The organism is Nostoc sp., from assembly GCF_036919495.1.
Classification (GTDB): Bacteria; Cyanobacteriota; Cyanobacteriia; order Cyanobacteriales; family Nostocaceae; genus Nostoc.
Genome location: NZ_JBALBZ010000027.1, coordinates 1 through 18,533, shown reverse-complemented (window position 1 = coordinate 18,533; position 18,533 = coordinate 1). Strand labels below are relative to the sequence as shown.

The window sequence follows — 18,533 nt, the reverse complement described above, 5'->3', positions numbered from 1 at the left end:
ATTAAGCAGCGAAGCGGTCTTCCAGTTCCTCCGGGCAACATGAATAAACGTGTTTTAGTATTTATTCTTTAAATCAGCTTAATTATACATTCCTTAATTAGGTAATAACCGTATTTTTAGTTCGGTTAACCGTACTTTGGATATAAACTTTTAGTTTTTAATATGCTGTTCTTATATTACTTGGTCTTATACTTATTTAAATGCGTAGTCAGGTGTTTCTACCATGAGTGATGTTTCTGAGTTTGATGTTATTAAAGCGGTTGCTTGTGATATCCCTCTTGGCAATTCTTTCTTAGACGTTTACATGTTGCCTAGTAATGAAAAGCGTCTTGGTATTGAAGGAACAGGTATTGCTCTTGGGTATACAGATCGTTGGTTTTACAACCGCACAAAAAGACAGTCAAAATGGCTGAAAAGTTTACAGAATACAGGTTTTACAGGCGCACAAGTTGAGCTTAGGGTTATCAGGCAATTTGAAGGTAAATCTGCCAGAGGTTCTTCTGTAGCAAAAACCATTAGTCTTCGGGATTTTATAAAAGTTGTTACTTATGAAGCTATAGTTCTACGTAATCTTAAAGCAATTATTTTTTTAGCAGCATTTGCTGAAACGGGTATAGAACGCATACTGGAAGATGCTTTTGCTGGACGTTAAATCGAGTTTCTCCTTGAAAAAATTGTTCATTATAGTAAATGGACTTATGAGGAGCTTGAAGAGGTATTGGTTTACAACAGGGAAGAAGTTTGTGCCTTATACCCTTGGAATGGACAAGATTTGTCTAGGCGTAGATATCCAGGATCGGTTCCACCTTCACTTGGTATGAAGGGTTAATAACATCTATGTAAATACGAAAAGTAAAAAAAACAGCTTGCAACATCAAAAGCAAACTATGCTGAATTTTAGGGCTATCAGGAGGTGTTGTTATGACTACCGATGTACCTAAAAATCTTTCCCAAGACCCAAGCATTAACCCTGTCCATGACATTGTAGACGGACAAACTACAGATTGTTGCATTGTGGGTGGAGGCCCAGCAGGAGCAGTATTGGCGCTGTTGTTAGCACGTCAAGGCATTTCTGTGATGCTGCTGGAAGCACACAAAGACTTCGATCGGGACTTTCGCGGCGATACGATTCATCCGTCGGTAATGGAAATTATGGAAGAATTGGGACTTAGCGATCACTTGCTAAAACTCCCCCATACCAAAATGCGCCAAATTAGGTTTAAAACTCCTCAAGATACTGTCACATTGGCAGATTTTAGTCATCTGAAAACCCATTACCCCTATATTACGATGCTTCCCCAGGTAAAATTCCTGGAGTTCATCACCCAAGAAGCACAAAAATATCCTAATTTCCATCTGGTAATGGGTGCGAATGTACAGGAATTAATTACGGAAAATGGCGTAATTCAAGGTGTCCGCTATCGGGGAGGCGGTGGTTGGCATGAAATCCGGGCAATAGTGACAGTTGGCGCAGACGGTCGCCACTCACGTTTACGTCACCTGGGTGAGTTTGAGTCAATCGAAACCTCGCCACCAATGGATGTACTCTGGTTCCGCCTACCGCGTCAGCCAGAAGACGCTGAAGGGGGGATGGGGCGCTTTGGTCAAGGTAAAATCATTGCCATGCTTGACCGTGGTGATGAGTGGCAAGTTGCCTATGTTATTTCTAAAGGAGGCTATCATCAACTGCGGGCTGCGGGTTTGGAGGAATTAAAAAAATCTGTTGTGGAAGTAGTGCCAGAATTCCAGCAACGCATCCAAAATTTACATGATTGGTCACAAATAGCTTTTCTTTCAGTGGAGTCCAGCCGCGTCAAACGCTGGTATCGTCCAGGTTTGTTACTCATTGGTGATGCTGCCCATATAATGTCCCCCGTTGGTGGAGTTGGCATTAACTACGCGATTCAAGATGCTGTAGTCGCGGCGAATGTACTCAGCAAACCGCTCAAGAACGGACAAGTACAACTTAGCGAGCTAGCAAAAGTACAGCGTCAACGCGAGTTGCCCACACGGATCATTCAGGCGTTTCAAACTTTTATCCAAAAGCGGGTATTTGCCCCAGTTCTCATCTCAAATCGCACCTTTGTACCACCTGCGTTTTTGCGCTTACCCATCTTGCGTGACCTTCCAGGTAGGTTGATTGCCTTGGGTGTTTTTCCAGTTCACGTCAAGACTTAATTTTTGCCAATAATTTTTTCTATTTAATCAATAAGTGGTACAATTATACTACTCCAGACAGAATTCAATGCTCATTTAGTCAGGCGAGGGTGGAAAGCAGCATACTCTATGCTGTTCAAAGCGATCGCTTGGCTTTTATGCTAGAAAGGACTAAAAAGAATTCAGCACCCAGGAGTAAGAAGTCAGAATTGATAAAGAGTTTAGTATGATTGGTATATTCATTCATCAACTGTTTTCCTGACTTCTGAATTATGTTAGAAAATTTGTTCAAACATTATTAAAAAATGCAAAAGATTAAACCTATCTAGATATTAATTGGCACTAAATAGAAAAACCTTGTCTTTTTGAATCAGTACTTTTTGCAGTCAGGAGTAATTTTAATGAACAGCTGCGTTTTGATGGCGGAAATTATTAACGAACCGCAACTGCGTTATACAGCAGATAATCTGGGAGTCACGGAAATGCTGGTGCAGTTTCCCAATTCCCAGAAACAAGAAGATCCGCCAGCCACACTGAAAGTTGTCGGCTGGGGGAATTTAGCGACAGAAATTCAGCAAAACTACCACCAAGGCGATCGCGTCATCCTGGTAGGACGTTTAAACATGAATACTGTTGAGCGTCAAGAAGGTTTTAAAGAAAAACGCGCTGAATTGACAGTGCAACAAATTCAACCTGTTGGAGGTAGTTTTAATACCGATCCATTGCCTTCAGCAACCGTAACTCCATCATTCACTGAAACTGCCCCCCGACAACCATCAGCATCTCGTCCTGCACAGAAAGAGGTTCCCAGTTACGATTCACCACGTCCAGCGCCTACCCCGGCGACAAATCCTGTTGGCGTTGCTCCCCAAACACCAAGTTACGAACCTGTACCCCAACCCACAAATTATGAGCGAACCACTTATCCAGCAGTGAAAGCGGAAGAACCAGATCCAGATGATATTCCGTTCTAAAGTTGGTAGTTGAGCGTGTATTCAATTTACTTACATACTTGGCAAAAAGCATTAGGATTAAATAATTTTAGAAATAGCCATCTTTGAAGATGTGCTATTTTTTTTATCTACTGAATCTATACAAAAGCAATTACGTCAACGCGCCAACTACTTGTGTGAGTACTGTCATGCATCTGAACAATGGCAATATGTGCAATTCACAGTAGATCATTAGGTGGAACAGATAATTTGGAAAATCTGGCGTTGGCTTGCTTTCACTGCAATCGCAGGAAGACAAATCGGCTTACAGCAACTGACCCTCAATCTGGAGAAGAAGTTTTACTGTTTAATCCGCGATCGCACATTTGGAGTGAGCATTTTATCTGGTCTGCGGATGGACTGCTAATTGTTGGTTTGACACCTATTGGACGAGTGACCGTCACTGTATTAATCTTGAATCGGGAACGGATTATTAATATTCGTGCAGCTGATAAAGAAATCGGTCGGCATCCATCAATGGACGATCCAATCCAAAGGTAAAAACCAAATTTATCCACATATACATCAAAACTATTGTTAAAATCAAATAATTTTAAGTTAATATTTCCACCCAACTCCTATGAGAGAAACTGTCCTAGAGGTTCGCAATCTCCAAGTTGAATTTCCCGGTGATGGCAACACTGTCAGAGCTTTGGATGGTATTTCCTTTGGGCTGCATCGAGGTGAAACTCTAGGAATAGTAGGAGAATCGGGGAGTGGTAAATCAGTGACAGCCCTAGCTGTAATGGGTTTGTTGCAAAGTCCCGGTATAGTTACTGGCGGTGAAATCTGGTTTCGTCCGCAGGAGAATGCCAACGCCATCGATTTGGTAACATTGCCTCCTGAGCAAATGCAGTTACATCGGGGTGGCGACATCGCCATGATTTTTCAAGAACCGATGAGTTCGCTTAATCCAGTTTATAACATCGGTTTTCAGCTAACAGAAGCGATTATGCGGCATCAAAATGTGTCAGCAGCCCAAGCACGACAAATTGCGATCGCAGGTCTACAAGAGGTTAAACTTCTACCTAGTGATGAGGAGATCCAGCAGCAGTATATCGAAACTTGGCATCAAACCAGCAAGTCATCGAAACCAGAACCATCAAAGTTGGCACAGTTGGTTAAAGAACACAAAGAAGCCATGCTGGAACGCTACCCTCATGAACTTTCTGGCGGTCAGTTGCAACGGGTAATGATTGCAATGGCAATTTCTTGCAACCCATTAATCTTAATTGCCGATGAGCCAACCACAGCTTTAGATGTGACGGTGCAAGCGACTATTTTGGACTTGTTGCGAGAATTGCAGCAAAGCCGTGACATGGCAATGATTTTCATCACCCACGACTTGGGGCTAATTTCAGAAATTGCTGACGAAGTAGCGGTGATGTATAAAGGTAAAGTTGTTGAATCTGGTACTTCTCGGCAAATTTTCAGCAGTCCTCAGCATCCATATACTAAAGGTTTGATAGCTTGTCGGCCCACACTCAACCGTCGTCCCCAAAAATTACTCACCGTTTCTGACTACATGAGTGCAGAAGAGACAGCAACGGGACAAGTAGTAATTCAGCCGAAAGAACCAGCACAACCCACAGAAGTCACCACCGAAGAAATTGCTGCAAGATTGGCAAACTTTAATCAAAAGGAACCTCTGCTGCAAATCCGTAACCTGAAAGTTGGTTTTCCAGTGCGCGGGGTGTTTGGTGGGACAAAACGCTACAATATGGCAGTTAATGGCGTTTCTTTTGATGTCAAACCAGGAGAAACACTAGGTTTAGTGGGAGAATCTGGTTGCGGTAAAACCACCCTTGGCAGAACCTTGTTGCGATTAATTGAACCGATGGGTGGTCAGATTATCTTTGAGAAACAAGATATTACTAGCCTCAAAGGTGAACCGTTGCAAAAACTGCGGCGGGAAATGCAAATAGTCTTCCAAAATCCTTTTAGTTCCCTCGATCCCCGGATGAAGGTTGGGGATGCGGTGATGGAACCGTTGTTAATTCACGCTGTGGGTAAGACAAAGCAACAACGAGGGCAGCGCGTAGTCGAACTTTTAGAACGGGTGGGGTTGAGTGCAGATGCGATTAACCGCTATCCTCATCAGTTTTCTGGTGGTCAACGCCAACGAATTTGTATAGCCCGTTCTTTGGCGTTAAACCCTAAGTTTATCATCTGCGATGAATCAGTTTCAGCGCTGGATGTTTCAGTACAAGCGCAAGTATTAAATCTTCTCAAAGAATTACAGTCAGACTTTCAGCTTACTTATATTTTTATTTCTCACGATTTAAGTGTAGTGAAATTTATGAGCGATCGCATTTTAGTTATGAATCGCGGTCAAATTGTTGAAGAAGGCACAGCCGAAAGCATTTACCAAGAACCCAAAGAAGAATACACGCAAAAATTAATTGCTGCGATTCCTACTGGTAGTGCTGAACGGGTGCGAAGTCGGCATCTGAAGGCTTTATAGAAACAGAATTCAGGAGTCAGCAGTCAGAATGGGGCTAAACGCCCCGCTACCGCTAACAGCATGAATTCTGTACAAGTTGCGGATAGCGCAGGGTTAGCGAGTATTCAAGCGTCACGTCTAAATCAGCGACTTCCAACAAATAAATTATCCAATCTTGTGGGGTGGACATCTTGTCCGCCTTTGACTACGGGCGGGCGAGACGCCCACCCCACAAGAAGTATGAGTATTTTTTATTTGGAAGTTCCTAAACGGCATTTTTACACCCATACTAAATATGCAGATTTAGTTGTCTTTATTCTGAAGTCTGACTTCTTTTTCAACAAATATTTGTGCAAACAAAGTTAATTACATCTGCAAGTCCAGACTGAGTTTTTAAATTAGTAAAAATAAAAGGTTTATTGCCGCGCATTTTTTTAGCATCTCGTTCCATCACATTTAAATCTGCACCAACATAGGGTGCTAGGTCAGTTTTGTTAATCACCAACAAATCAGATTTAGTAATACCGGGGCCACCCTTGCGGGGAATTTTATCACCAGCCGCAACATCGATAACGTAAATCGTTAAATCTACCAATTCTGGACTAAAGGTAGCAGCTAAATTATCGCCGCCACTTTCCAAAAATACCAAATCCAAATCGATAAAACGTTCTTCTAACTGTTCAATTGCCGCCAAATTCATCGAAGCATCTTCGCGGATGGCAGTATGGGGACAACCACCAGTCTCTACACCCAAAATGCGATCGCTTGGCAACGCCTGAGAACGCACTAAAAACTGAGCATCCTCCTGAGTATAAATATCATTCGTCACCACTGCAATCTGATACTGCTCACGCAATCCCTTACACAAAGCATCCACCAAAGCCGTCTTCCCCGAACCCACCGGGCCAGCAACTCCCACTCGAAATGCATTCATTTTCATTTGTCATTTGTCCTTTGTAATAATTACGAATTACAAATTACGAATTATTTTGACTAACTCCTAAACAACCTTGTATACTGCGTTTCATGCTGCATACTCGCCAGCGATAAACCCCAACTACAACAGGCGAGTTCATCATCCTGCAATGCGAGAATTTCTAACGCCGCAACGCTAAATAATAGTTGCAAATCTAGTAATAATTGCTGTCCTGCTGTTTGTCCAAGCGGGATAAGTTTCACACCCGCAGTAATCAAATTACTTGCCCAACTATGCAGATATGCGAGTAATGCGGCTTGGATACTAATTTGCCAATGAGCAACTGCAATACCAAAAGCGATCGCATAATTGCAAGGATTACCGACAGCATTGGCAATAGGTATAATCTGCGGTTCTAGTTTACCAAGTAATTGGATCAGCGATCGCCCCATTTGCCAACTAGAGGCGCGTAACTCTTCTGTTTCCCTAGCAGCCGATAACCACCGATTCCAACGGCATAGCGACTCTACATCACCCATTTTTGCAGATTGCTGCGATCGTACCATCACCGCCGCCTCTAACCGAATTGCCCCGTAGAGCAACTCTGCTTTTAACCAATCTTTGAGGTGTGTGTGGTTAGCGATCGTACCATTTTCTACCAGCATTTCCAATCCTTCAGAATAACTATATGCTCCCACAGGTAAAGCGGGGCTAGCTAACTGTAAAATACTCAAAAGATGGCTATCAGTGAGCATGATGATGTTGTCCATAAGCTCCTAATTCTGGCTGAAACGGTAAAATTTCCTCTTTAACTTCTAAGCCCAGTTGTTCTAACATCGTGCGTAAAACCGAATCTGAAGACAAGCGTAAATAAGTTGGGGTAATTTCTACAGGTACATGACGATTTCCCAAATGGTATGCCGCCCGTAATAATAAAAGTGGTGTTTGGGCAAAAGCAGTCAGTACTAGTTCTGGTTTGGCTGTAATTCTGATTAAACTGCTATAGGTTTCTTCTTGGAGAATATCGCCATCGGATAAGACAGTTCCTCTGGGTAAACGTAAAAACACAACTTTACCATCTTCGGTTTCAAAACGATGACGGCTGCGGGTACGTTCTTCTGCTGTCAGCGCCAGAGTAAAAGTAACTGCGGCATCGTAATTAGGTGGTTTAAGTTGAGTAAATGTCAGCATACAGAGTTTTACCTGAACTTCCGCTTTTTATTATGGTTCTAATTTAACTAATTACGAATTATTCTAATACCCTTAGCTCTCTTAAATCATGTCTCCTTGCCAGTTAACTGGTTTCATGTCATAACCTTTTGTCACTATTCGATATAACCTTCTCTTAATCTTTTATTCGTATCTTGAGGTTGAAAATATTAGGGTTTCTATTGAAAATTTAGTAGTCTTTTGTGAAGCTTTATTGACATAAGCCCAAGCGTGACTATCAAAAATAACTTCTAGAACTCTATTTACACAGTATATATAAACATCATGATACCAATTCAATACTTACAGCCTCCAGTAATCAGATATGACTATTCCTCGCCCATAGTCAGAATAGCTGATAGCCGGAAGGATAATGAACCCTTCTATAAGCGTCCTGGGAAGTTTAAGAGTGTACTTTTACTATCAATTGATGGTTTGCGTCAAGCAGATTTGTCAGATCCTAAACTACAACAGTATTTGCCGAACATCAATTGTTTGAAAGAAACGGGTATCAGTTACACTAACGCTTTTACTAGCACTCCCTCCGATTCCTTTCCTGGTGTATTAAACTACTTAACAGGAGCAAGTCCCAAAACCACTGGGGTTTATTATGACGATACATATAGTCGAGTATTATCAGAAAAACCAGGTTCTCCTGCTGGTATAGAAGTTGAATTTGCGGAAAACATTGATAAAAATTCGAATCTCCTTAGCGGTGGCGGTGACTTCGGGATAAATAGTATTGATCCAGGTAAATTACCAGTAGACAGTAATGGAAATCGTGTTTATCCTCACAATTATTTAAAAGTAAATACCATTTTTGAGATAGCTAAAGCTTCAGGTTTGCACACTGCATTTATTGATAAGCATCCTGCTTATGACATTGCCAATGGCCCTTCTGGTAAAGGAGTTGACGACTTATACGCTCCAGAGATAAATGCCAAAGTTGCCTTAGAAAATGGTAAACTTGTAGACCAATCAACTGCTCAGAATCCTAGTAATCTCACATTTAAAACGACAACTAAAGACACTAACCTCACGGAAGCTTACGATGATCTTAAGGTAAATGCGATACTGAACGAAATTGCTGGAAAAAATTCACAAGGTACAGCTAAACCCGGAATTCCCGCGATTTTTGGCATGAATTTCCAAGCTCTTAGCGTAGCCCAGAAAGATGCCAGCAGTAATGGTGGTATTGCCAGCAATGGCACACCTTCGTCAGGTTTAATTAATGCTCTGGAACATACAGATAGCAGTATTGGCAAGATAGTAAATACCTTAAAAAAAGAAGGGAAATTTGACTCGACACTGATAGTTTTGACAGCGAAACATGGCCAAAATCCTCGTTTGGGAACAGCTACCCTCATTCCCGAAAATACTTTTACAGATGCCCTAATGAAAGCTGGTATTACAGTTAATCAAGCTACTCAGGATGATGTTGTTTTACTCTGGCTTAAAAATCAAAGCCAAGCTAGCACTGCAACAAGTGTTTTAAAGAAACTGGCAAATCCAGCAATTGATACACTTTATTCGGGTGGCGCACTATTAGCAGCAGGTTTTGGCAATCCGTTGCAGGAAGATCGTACCCCTGATGTCATTATCAAACTCAAACCAGGATATGTGATTTCAGACAGTACCAAAAGGGCAGAACACGGCGGTTTTTCTGATGACGATACCCATATTTCTTTGATCCTCAGTAGTCGTGGACTAGAAGATCGTGTTAAGGGGACTTTTCAGATCAAGAAAGTTTCTAGCAAACAGATTGCAGTTACAGTATTGGAGGCACTGGGACTTGATCCCAGGAGGCTCCAGGGAGCTAGGTCTGAAAATACAGTTGCATTACCGGGAACGGAAATCGAAGATGCCAGAAAGTTTTGAGAATCTTTTAATAGAGATTTCTGGTAGCTAAACACGTCACTGGGAAAAGGCGATCGCATTTATTTATGTGCTTTTATATCTCTGTGTTATCTGTGTCTCTGTGGTTCAATAAACTACTTTTAAACCGCAGAGGCACAGAGAGCGCTGAGAAAAAACAATCTTATTTTACGAGTCACCTTGAAAGGGCTAGTCCTAATAATATTATTTTGGCATTAATTTGAATAGATTTATACAAACAAAAAAAGGAGAGTATTGCTACTCTCCTAACGTAATCTGAGGGAAAATTTTCAGCTTAGTGATTAAAACGGGCTTGACGTTCACGCAATTCACGAACGTGTCGTTCACGAGCTTGACGTTCACGCAATTCACGAGCGCGTCGTTCACGGGCTTGACGTTCACGCAATTCACGAGCGCGTTGTTCACGGACTTGACGTTCGTGTTGGACTCTATTGTTATTAAAAGCTACACTATTACTACGATTAAAATGCTCATGCTCAGATTTAAATTCAGCAGCATTAGCATTTTGAGAAAGAGCGGCAATTGAAGCAGCTGCTAATAAGCCTCCAAGAAGAATAGATTTAAAGCGGTTCATATATCCTTTAATCTCCGTTGCATTGATTTGTATATTCTCAATATAATTGGAATAACCAGGCACAAGCCTGTATCTAAAGTCACCTTTAAATAGTTACTTTAGTCACTAATACTAAGATTTACGGCAGACTAAAGAATTCAGGAGTCAGAAGTCAGAATTCAGTTGAGTATTTTGTACGACACTTCGGCTATGCTCAGTGCATCGCTGGCGGATAAATAACCGGAGGTCAGCTAATAGGTAATGTAAACCAAAAGGTTGCCCCTGCATTCAATGCACTATTAATACCAATTTCGCCACCGTGAGCATGGATGATTTGCTTACACAGATACAACCCCAATCCCAAACTTACAGAATTGCGGATACTTGCACCCCGAAAATAAAGGTCAAAAAGCCGTTCGCTTTGTTGTTGACTAATGCCCACACCGTTATCACTAACAGTACAATAAATCATCTCACCCTCACAGGTAGCATTAATTGTCAAGAGCAAACCAGGGGCATTATGTTTTAGAGCATTGACAATTAAGTTAGAAAAAACTCGCCATAGTTGCGTGGGATCTGCATTGACTAATGGCAAATCTGCGGATACTAAATTTGTCAGCTTGGCTTGATTTTGCTCTAGCAATGGCTCTAAATCTACGATCGCAGCTTCGACAACTGTCAGTAATTGTACGGCTTGACGCTGCAAAACAACACCTTGCACCTCGCTGATATGAGCTTCCATCAACGAATTAATTAAATTAAGTTGGCGATCGCTACTTTGAATCATCCGCTCTAAAATTGAGCGTGAAATGGAAATATTCTCTCCTGGACGTGCAAGCAAGTTTTTCAGCACCATTAAAGTACCCAGCACTGGGTTACGTAAGTCGTGGGAAACTGCATGGAAAAATACTCGTAGTTCTTCTTCAGTTTGTTTACGCTGGGTAATATCTTCAATCAAACCTTCGTAGTAAAGTAGCTTTCCTTTTTCGTCACGCACTGCATAGGCTTTTTCCGAAATCCAGACAATACTCCCGTCTCGGCGATAAATTTGGGACTCAAACTCGGAAATGCTGCCATACTTTTCCATCAGGCGGACAAATTCGGCGCGGCGGTTCGGATCAACGTACAATTGTTCAATAACAGTGGAATTTGCTGTCACCTCCTCCGCTAAAGAGTAGCCATAAATGCTTGCTAAAGCCGGATTTGCTGTAATGTAACGTCCATCGGGACTGCTTTGAAAAATCCCTTCAACGGCGTTTTCAAAAATGCTGCGATATTTAGCTTCTGCAACCTTAAGTTTTTGGTAGGCAGATTCCAATTCTTTATGGGCGTAAAACTCAGAACGTTGCAGGCGATCGTACAGATAAACACCGATATCACATATAGCACAAAACCAAAAAATGTATAAAATGAATGTTACATTATATATTTCTGGATGGTCGGGGATTGGTGTTTTTAGCCCAAGTGCCGTATTCACACCAAAATAGTAAGTTAGCACACTCACTTGAGTCAGCAGGTGAAGAATCCAGCAGACGGGCATCAACACAGCTTGACTCAAGAATAGCAGCGACCAACCGATGCTATCGGGTAGTGCGAAACCTGTGATGGTTGCAAACAACTGTGAGGCTAAACTAATTGACCAAGAAGACCCCAAAAATAATAAATCTGGACGATCGCGACCTAACTTAGTTTTATGTAAAGCAAGGCAGATTAGTATATTCAGCAACATTGCAATATTAATTACAAGGCGCTGAGTTCTAAGTACTTCTGGCAGGTGCTGCAACTCTGCAAAAGGAAAAAACAAGCCGTAAATGTCTCGCAAAGTAAAAGATAACAGACACATCAGCGCTAGGCATAACCATAAACGCAATCTCTGCCACAAAAAACGGTTACGCCAATCTCTGTAAAGAGTAGTGGTTTCGTCTCTTGTTGGTGCAGAAAAGCTTTGTTTGCACCACCTTTGCACTGTTGTAAACGGAGTAGCCATTAGCATCCGAGCAACTTTGCCCATACCTTGAGGGTGTTTCTCTAACTCAACATTGCCATAAATAACACCCTCTCATTTTTTGGTGACTTATGGGCGATTTCTTGGAGATGTTGCTAAAGGTAGTGTAAACCAGAAAGTTAACCCGCGCTTGCGGTTACTAATAACACCAATTTCGCCGCCATGTGCTTTAATAACTTTCCGACAAAGATACGTTTTTAAGCCAATGCTTGTAGAACAACAATCTTGGGGATCGCGGACATGCAGATCGAAAAGGCGATCGCACTCTAGTTTACTCATTACCACACCGTCATCTTGAATCTGAGTGCGAATCATTTTGCCCTCAACGCTGGCACTCAGAATAAAATTTAAGCCTGGTGGATTATTTTGCAAGCTATGTGTTACTAAATGTGCTAAAACTTTTTCTAACCGAGTCGCATCTGCCATCACTAATGGTAAATCGGCGGGAACCAAGTTCTTTAGAGTTGCTTGATTTTGTCTCAGTATGGGTTGCAACTGGGTGAATGTTGCTCCCAGTAGAGTGTTAAAATCCACAGGTTCGGGTTTAATGTCAATACCTTGTTTTTCACAAGAATTAATTTCTAGCAATGAGTTAATCATTGTCAGTTGGCGATCGTTGCCTTGAATCATCCGCTCAATTATCGAGCGAGATACTGGAATTTGGGATTGGGAGGAGGCAGAGGGGCAGGGTGCGGGGGGCAGAGGAGAAAGAGGTAATTTTTTCTCCCCCTTGCTCCCTGCTCCCTGCTCCCCTGCTTCCTTACTGCCCACTCCCTGATTTAACAAATTCTTTAACACCATCAAGTTACCCATCACCGAAGTTCGTAAATCGTGGGCAACTGTGTGCAAAACAACATCTTTTACCCGATGCAATTCTTCAACTTCTTGCATTTTTTGCTGCAATTGTGCTGTTCGTTCTTCTACCTGGTGTTCTAAATTAGTGTTAAGTTCTGCGAGTTTTTGGTAAATCTGGCTTTGGTGAATGGCGATCGCTACTTGTTCTGACATTTGCTGTAACAAATCAATTTCTATTGGTTGCCAATGACGCGGCCCTGAACATTGATTGGCAATTAACGCCCCAAATAATTCATTATTTAGCATAATTGGTACAGTCAAAGTCGCCTTCGTTTGGAATTTTTGAAAGTGCGCTTTGACTTTGGGAGATAATGCTACTTGCGTTACATCTTCAATGACACCGACAACATTATCTTTGAGTAAGTTTCTCAATTCTTGTAGATAAGCTTCATCTTTAGTAGACCATCCTGTGACTGATGGATAATTAGGATCAACTGATTCTGCAAGAGTTCTGGCTCCTAATTGGGTGTTATTTAAACCAATAAAAACGCGATCTGTTTGTAGAAATTGCCTGACTTCGGTGACGGTGGTTTGAAGAATTTCCTCTAAGTTAAGGGAAGACCGAATTCTGACTAAGGTTTTTGCCAACAAGCGATCGCGTTCTGCTGATAGACGTAATTGTGCTTCCACCTGCTTGCGTTCTGTAATGTCGTGATGGACTGCTAAAATCGAAGGCAGACCATCTAAATCAATGATTTCGGCTGAAAGCAGCGTTGTAATTATTTTGCCTGACTTTTGCCGAAATTCAGTTTCCAAGTTGCGAACAACTCCTGTGGCTTGCAACTCTTGTAACAAATTCTGGCGATCGCGATCGTGTACCCAAAGATTTAACTCAAAAGAAGTTTTACCAATCGCCTCATCTCGCTCATAACCTAAAAGTTTCACAAAACTGTCGTTAACTTCGATGAAGCGTCCTTCTTGTTGTGTGCTAATGGTAATTGAATCGGGGCTGCAACTAAAAGCTTTAGCAAATTTTTGGGCCAGATTTTGCAAGGCGACTTCTGCTTGTTTGCGTTCTGTGATGTCTCGGACAATTGCTACTACCTCATCTTGACCACTTACTACCAACCGCGCCTCATAATCTTTGAGTCCCAAAGGCGTTGGTAGCTGATATTCACAAGTTTGCAAAGTTCCAGAATCTAAAGTTTTAGCGATTGCTTCTAGGCTAATTGCGGCAACATCACTAGGCAATAACTCCTGCACATGTTTCCCAACTATTTCTTCTCTCGAAAGAGTGACATTTGCTCCTTCACTTTTCAAATCTAGATATTCGCTATCACGGCTGATGCGAAACATTAAATCGGGGATAGCATCCAAAATTGCTTGATACCGCGCCTCACTCTCAAGCAATTTTTCTTGGGCTTGTTTTCGGTCTGTAATCTCCATGACCAAGCCATTCCAAAGCAAATCACCTGATTCTTGTAATTCGGGTTGCGAAGTAGCTTGAATCCACTTAAGTTTGCCACTAGGCGTAATGATGCGACCTTCCCAATCCCAAGGTGTAATATTTGTAGTACAATAAGCTATAGATTCTGTAAAAGTTTTTATATCTTGTGGATGAATCAGTTTGTATAGCACCCGAAAGTCTTTCTGTATAGTTTCTGGTTCTAATTCATACAAATATTCACAACCAGAACTAACATAAAGAACTAACACAGAACCATCCTGCTGTTGCAGAACTTGGAAAATCATTCCTGGTAAATTGACAGCAAGTTTTGAGAGCAAGTTAATAGCGTCTTGCGGGCAATTTGGTGTATACAGCGATTTTACAACGGTTTCATCCACTCTTTGACCCTTTGATACACAAGCTATTGATGTACAATTAAAAGCCAGAATAACTAATTTAACAGTTTTGATTCTGTAGGCATAATTGCTAACAGAATTAAAACTGCACCTTCTTTCAGAGTAGTTCCTGATGAGGCGATCGCATTCCCCCAATCGGGTGAACGATTTGCCAGGGAGAGAATCATTTCAGGAGTGCTGAGTTATATTATGTCCAGGTAATTTAGTTATGATTCCATAGTCATTGCACGCTAGATGCTCTACTTTGCATCTCTTCTTCTTACACAGGACTTACGCAAACAATAACCAAAACCCTTATTTTCAGGTAGGGGCAATTCATGAATTGCCCCTACAGCGTGTACTTTTGCGTAAGTCCTATTACAAAGGGAGAGGCTAGCGCCTGCCGTAGGATGCCCGAATGCGAACAGTGTCTCCTCTCTTGACAAGGGCTGTAGGGAGAAGTTCCGGCTTGGGATTGAGGACTTGAATGTATCTGAGTTTGTACATTGAAAAATTGAGATAATCAACTTTGATCGCAACAATCAGATAGAAAATAGTTTATCGATGCATTTAATCTAGTTTTACTTAATACTAATTCTGTATGAAGATGCATAGAAAAAACCCCACCGTCTGCGGCACCCCCCCTTAATAAGCTACGGTGTACAAACAAGTCTGAAATAGCTGATTAGCCAAGGTTTTACCCCACCCTAACCCTCCCCTTATAAAGGGGAGGGAACTAAATTTCTTGTTTCCACCCTTAATAAGGGGGGGATTAAGGGGGGTAATTAGACTTGTATACCGTAGACCCTTATAAAGGGGAGGGAACTAGATTTCTTTTTCTCCCTTTGTAATATATCTAAGGAGATATAAATGCAATTACAACAGGTATCAGTTTTAGAAGAAACTCTTTGGCAAGCAGTTGTCAATCGAGATCCCAGAATTGACGGCAAGCTTTTCTACGGTGTTCGCTCTACAGGCGTTTATTGCCGACCTATTTGCCCTAGTCGCAGACCAAATCGCAATCAAGTTTGTTTCTTCCAGTCGCCAGAAGAGGCTGAAATTGCAGGTTTTCGACCTTGTAAGCGCTGTCAGCCACAATTTGAAAGAGTTCCAAATCCGGCTCAGGCGAAAGTTTTAGCAGTATGTCGATATATTGAAGCACAAGGCGATCGCATCCCAACCCTCTCGGAATTATGCTCTCAGGTGAAAATGAGTCCCAGTTACCTGCAAAGAATATTCAAGCAAATAATTGGCGTATCCCCCTTTCAATATGCAGATGCGCTGCGTAGCCAACGATTGAAGCAGCGTCTTCAGTCAGGGGAGGAAATTGCTGATGCAGTTTACGATACGGGATATGGTTCAAGTAGCCAACTCTATGAGAAAGCACCTAAACAATTGGGAATGACACCAAAGATTTACCAACAAGCTGGAAAGACAATCAGCATTGTTTATGCGATCGCTCCATGTTCACTAGGATATTTGCTTGTGGCAACAACAGAGAAGGGTATCTGTGCCGTTAAACTAGGTGATGAAGCAGACAAGCTTGAACACATTTTGAAGCAGGAATTTCACCAAGCACACATTATACGTGATGACCACACACACAAGGAATGGCTACAAGCAATCCTCGACTTCATTGCGGGAGGTGAAACGCATCTTGATTTACCACTTGATGTCCGTGGGACAGCATTTCAGAAACAAGTGTGGGAAGCATTACAAAAAATTCCTTATGGCGAAACCCGTACCTACACTGATATCGCCTGTGATATTGCCAAACCCCAGGCAGTCCGCGCTGTAGGTAATGCTTGTGGCGCTAATCCGATCGCGCTGATTGTACCGTGTCATCGGGTGCTGCGGAGTAATGGCAGTCTTGGTGGTTATCACTGGGGAATTGAGCGCAAACAAAAACTGCTTACACAAGAATCGAAATTTCTCAAAGATGACTCAAACACCTGAACTAGAATCGTTGACTGAAGAAAGTCTTACCCGTGGTTTAATGGTGCTTGCCAAACTTGATAGCGATTTGGCTCGGATTTTAGAGACACTGGGGCCTCCACCTATATGGTCAAGAGAAGCGGGTTTTGCAACGCTGTTGTGTATAATTCTGGAACAGCAAGTTTCTGTAGCGGCTGCAAGGGCAGTATTTACAAGACTCTGTGGGGTTGTTGTAACTCTAACGCCAGAAAATTTTCTGATATTAGATGATGCTCAATTAAGAGCGATTGGATTCAGTCGGCAAAAGATTCTATACTGTCGTGGGTTGGCGAATGCGATCGCAACTGGTCAGCTTGACCTCAGCAAGCTGGAACAAATGGACGAAAATAGGATCAGAACTGAGTTAAAGCGCCTCAAAGGTATCGGAGACTGGACAGTTGATATTTATTTGTTAATGGCGCTGCAACGTCCTGATGTCTTTCCTAAAGGCGATTTAGCGATCGCGATCGCTCTACAAAAACTCAAAAACTTGGCGACGCGTCCAACACCAGTACAACTAGAAGCAATGACACAGCACTGGCGACCGTGGCGAGCAGTTGCGGCAAGACTTCTATGGCATTATTACCTAAGTAATCCCAAATAATTGCTACTTCTCCCTTCTCTAACGAGACGCTGCGCGATGGCGCACTTGGCGCACTTGGCGGTTCGTATAATAAATATAAACTAAATGGCAGAAAATCAATTAAGCCTAACACCAGAAAATGATAAAACTTCAAAAATCCTGCCGATAATCATAGTAATAATTGCATTATTAGCTTTATCTTTAACAGCAATATTTATTAAAATTGCTGTTAGAGAAATGAGCGCTGTTGCTACATTATTTAATCGTTTATGGATAGCGACTATTATCTTTGGCTTATGGAGTGGAATTAACCAAGTACGGACTCAAATTACAGATGATAAACCTGTATTACCACAGCAGCCTTATCCAATAAAAGAGATAGCGCTTTTAATCGCAGTGGGTCTAGTTCATGTATTAGGTCGATTATCTTGGACTTGGGCGCTAACTCAGACTGGTGCTGCTAATGCTAATGCCTTAGGTAGCCTCAATCCGCTATTTACTACTTTAGGAGGATGGCTATTTTTTAATCAAATTTTTGGGCGCAAATTTATCATCGGTCTGATCTTAGCTATAATCGGTGCGATCGCTGTTGGATTAGAAGATTTATTGCGTTCTAATAATAATATTACAGGTGATGCTGTTGCCCTGATATCATCGATATTTTATGCAGCAAACTTTTTACTTATTGAGCAGATCAGCAATAAGTTTTCAATTATCACCATCCTCCTGTGGCGCTGTGCGATCGCAACTTCATTAATGATACCAGTAGTGCTAATCTTAGAAAAACAAGTTTTTCCAGTTACTTTATCGGGGTGGTTAGTAGTCTTTGCCCTAGCTGCTATTTGCGAAGCCTTGGGTCATGGGCTAATTGTATACAGTCTCAAAAATTTTTCATCAGGATTTATCTCTTTACTCTTACTACTCAATCCAGTGATTGTTGCGATTCTTGCTTGGATACTTTTCTCGGAAAACTTGAGTATTTTTAACTTGTTAGGTTTGGCTCTAATTGTAGGGGGTATATATCTAGCAATTTCTAATAAAGAAGCTGTGCAATCTAAAGTTAATACCCAGATCCAATCGGGAGCATCCCATTTTTGCAGAAATACTGATTCATGAGTGTAGTATGGGGAGAACACAATACTTACTTAAACCATAGGCATGACCCCCG

General features: G+C 41.8%; 16 protein-coding genes. 9 read left to right on the top strand and 7 right to left on the bottom strand.

The features are described from left to right. The first annotated feature begins 223 nt into the window (after nucleotides 1-223). From V7K25_RS03215 to V7K25_RS03195, 5 genes are all read left to right on the top strand, one after another. Nucleotides 224-652, top strand: coding sequence for a hypothetical protein (locus tag V7K25_RS03215; RefSeq protein ID WP_335155000.1), 429 nt, complete (start codon nucleotides 224-226; stop codon nucleotides 650-652). A 269-nt stretch (nucleotides 653-921) separates the two neighbouring features. Next, nucleotides 922-2,178 (top strand): FAD-dependent oxidoreductase, encoded by a 1,257-nt coding sequence (locus V7K25_RS03210; RefSeq protein ID WP_335154998.1) that lies wholly within the window; start codon nucleotides 922-924, stop codon nucleotides 2,176-2,178. 380 nt (nucleotides 2,179-2,558) lie between these two features. After that, nucleotides 2,559-3,131, top strand: a complete 573-nt coding sequence (locus V7K25_RS03205) for a single-stranded DNA-binding protein (protein ID WP_335154996.1) — start codon at nucleotides 2,559-2,561, stop codon at nucleotides 3,129-3,131. Nucleotides 3,132-3,311: 180 nt separating this feature from the next. Beyond that, a complete protein-coding gene (locus V7K25_RS03200; protein ID WP_335154994.1) occupies nucleotides 3,312-3,650 on the top strand; it encodes an HNH endonuclease in 339 nt (112 codons plus the stop codon). 79 nt (nucleotides 3,651-3,729) lie between these two features. Further along, nucleotides 3,730-5,613 carry an ABC transporter ATP-binding protein gene (locus V7K25_RS03195; protein WP_335154992.1) on the top strand — a complete coding sequence of 628 codons (1,884 nt, stop codon included), beginning with the start codon at nucleotides 3,730-3,732 and terminating at the stop codon, nucleotides 5,611-5,613. A gap of 316 nt (nucleotides 5,614-5,929) precedes the next feature. On the opposite strand, the gene ureG is transcribed toward V7K25_RS03195, so the two are convergent. The 3 genes from ureG to ureE are packed head-to-tail and all read right to left on the bottom strand — an operon-like array spanning nucleotide 5,930 to nucleotide 7,699. Further along, entirely contained in the window at nucleotides 5,930-6,526 is a 597-nt protein-coding gene (gene ureG, locus V7K25_RS03190) for an urease accessory protein UreG (RefSeq protein ID WP_335155095.1), read from the bottom strand. A 59-nt stretch (nucleotides 6,527-6,585) separates the two neighbouring features. After that, nucleotides 6,586-7,278, bottom strand: a complete 693-nt coding sequence (locus tag V7K25_RS03185; protein WP_335154990.1) for an urease accessory protein UreF — start codon at nucleotides 7,276-7,278, stop codon at nucleotides 6,586-6,588. After that, entirely contained in the window at nucleotides 7,253-7,699 is a 447-nt protein-coding gene (ureE, locus tag V7K25_RS03180; protein ID WP_335154988.1) for an urease accessory protein UreE, read from the bottom strand. The genes V7K25_RS03185 and ureE overlap by 26 nt, the downstream gene beginning before the upstream one ends. Before the next feature lie 303 nt (nucleotides 7,700-8,002). On the opposite strand from ureE, the gene V7K25_RS03175 reads away from it, so the two are divergent. Further along, a complete protein-coding gene (locus tag V7K25_RS03175) occupies nucleotides 8,003-9,595 on the top strand; it encodes an alkaline phosphatase family protein (protein WP_335154986.1) in 1,593 nt (530 codons plus the stop codon). A gap of 292 nt (nucleotides 9,596-9,887) precedes the next feature. Here V7K25_RS03175 and V7K25_RS03170 read toward each other — a convergent pair whose 3' ends face one another. From V7K25_RS03170 to V7K25_RS03155, 4 genes are all read right to left on the bottom strand, one after another. Continuing rightward, on the bottom strand, nucleotides 9,888-10,187 hold the full coding sequence (locus V7K25_RS03170; RefSeq protein WP_335154984.1) for a hypothetical protein: 300 nt from the start codon (nucleotides 10,185-10,187) through the stop codon (nucleotides 9,888-9,890). 226 nt (nucleotides 10,188-10,413) lie between these two features. Beyond that, complete coding sequence (locus V7K25_RS03165; protein ID WP_442948054.1) at nucleotides 10,414-12,153, bottom strand: PAS domain-containing sensor histidine kinase; 1,740 nt, start codon at nucleotides 12,151-12,153, stop codon at nucleotides 10,414-10,416. A gap of 87 nt (nucleotides 12,154-12,240) precedes the next feature. Then, nucleotides 12,241-14,811, bottom strand: coding sequence for a sensor histidine kinase (locus tag V7K25_RS03160; RefSeq protein ID WP_335154980.1), 2,571 nt, complete (start codon nucleotides 14,809-14,811; stop codon nucleotides 12,241-12,243). Nucleotides 14,812-14,864: 53 nt separating this feature from the next. Beyond that, on the bottom strand, nucleotides 14,865-14,996 hold the full coding sequence (locus V7K25_RS03155; protein ID WP_335154978.1) for a hypothetical protein: 132 nt from the start codon (nucleotides 14,994-14,996) through the stop codon (nucleotides 14,865-14,867). 682 nt (nucleotides 14,997-15,678) lie between these two features. On the opposite strand from V7K25_RS03155, the gene ada reads away from it, so the two are divergent. The 3 genes from ada (at nucleotide 15,679) to V7K25_RS03140 (ending at nucleotide 18,481) form a co-directional block, all read left to right on the top strand. Beyond that, on the top strand, nucleotides 15,679-16,764 hold the full coding sequence (ada, locus tag V7K25_RS03150; protein WP_335154977.1) for a bifunctional DNA-binding transcriptional regulator/O6-methylguanine-DNA methyltransferase Ada: 1,086 nt from the start codon (nucleotides 15,679-15,681) through the stop codon (nucleotides 16,762-16,764). Then, on the top strand, nucleotides 16,748-17,386 hold the full coding sequence (locus V7K25_RS03145) for a DNA-3-methyladenine glycosylase family protein (RefSeq protein ID WP_335154975.1): 639 nt from the start codon (nucleotides 16,748-16,750) through the stop codon (nucleotides 17,384-17,386). Before ada ends, V7K25_RS03145 begins: the two co-directional genes overlap by 17 nt. Before the next feature lie 84 nt (nucleotides 17,387-17,470). Continuing rightward, nucleotides 17,471-18,481 carry a DMT family transporter gene (locus V7K25_RS03140; RefSeq protein ID WP_335154973.1) on the top strand — a complete coding sequence of 337 codons (1,011 nt, stop codon included), beginning with the start codon at nucleotides 17,471-17,473 and terminating at the stop codon, nucleotides 18,479-18,481. The last annotated feature ends 52 nt before the right edge of the window (nucleotides 18,482-18,533 follow it).

Coding starts and splice junctions, on each gene's coding strand:
- V7K25_RS03215 (WP_335155000.1), top strand. CDS start 224: ATGAGTGATGTTTCTGAGTTTGATGTTATTAAAGCGGTTGCTTGTGAT.
- V7K25_RS03210 (WP_335154998.1), top strand. CDS start 922: ATGACTACCGATGTACCTAAAAATCTTTCCCAAGACCCAAGCATTAAC.
- V7K25_RS03205 (WP_335154996.1), top strand. CDS start 2,559: ATGAACAGCTGCGTTTTGATGGCGGAAATTATTAACGAACCGCAACTG.
- V7K25_RS03200 (WP_335154994.1), top strand. CDS start 3,312: ATGGCAATATGTGCAATTCACAGTAGATCATTAGGTGGAACAGATAAT.
- V7K25_RS03195 (WP_335154992.1), top strand. CDS start 3,730: ATGAGAGAAACTGTCCTAGAGGTTCGCAATCTCCAAGTTGAATTTCCC.
- ureG (WP_335155095.1), bottom strand. CDS start 6,526: ATGAATGCATTTCGAGTGGGAGTTGCTGGCCCGGTGGGTTCGGGGAAG.
- V7K25_RS03185 (WP_335154990.1), bottom strand. CDS start 7,278: ATGGACAACATCATCATGCTCACTGATAGCCATCTTTTGAGTATTTTA.
- ureE (WP_335154988.1), bottom strand. CDS start 7,699: ATGCTGACATTTACTCAACTTAAACCACCTAATTACGATGCCGCAGTT.
- V7K25_RS03175 (WP_335154986.1), top strand. CDS start 8,003: ATGATACCAATTCAATACTTACAGCCTCCAGTAATCAGATATGACTAT.
- V7K25_RS03170 (WP_335154984.1), bottom strand. CDS start 10,187: ATGAACCGCTTTAAATCTATTCTTCTTGGAGGCTTATTAGCAGCTGCT.
- V7K25_RS03165 (WP_442948054.1), bottom strand. CDS start 12,153: ATGGCTACTCCGTTTACAACAGTGCAAAGGTGGTGCAAACAAAGCTTT.
- V7K25_RS03155 (WP_335154978.1), bottom strand. CDS start 14,996: ATGATTCTCTCCCTGGCAAATCGTTCACCCGATTGGGGGAATGCGATC.
- ada (WP_335154977.1), top strand. CDS start 15,679: ATGCAATTACAACAGGTATCAGTTTTAGAAGAAACTCTTTGGCAAGCA.
- V7K25_RS03145 (WP_335154975.1), top strand. CDS start 16,748: ATGACTCAAACACCTGAACTAGAATCGTTGACTGAAGAAAGTCTTACC.
- V7K25_RS03140 (WP_335154973.1), top strand. CDS start 17,471: ATGGCAGAAAATCAATTAAGCCTAACACCAGAAAATGATAAAACTTCA.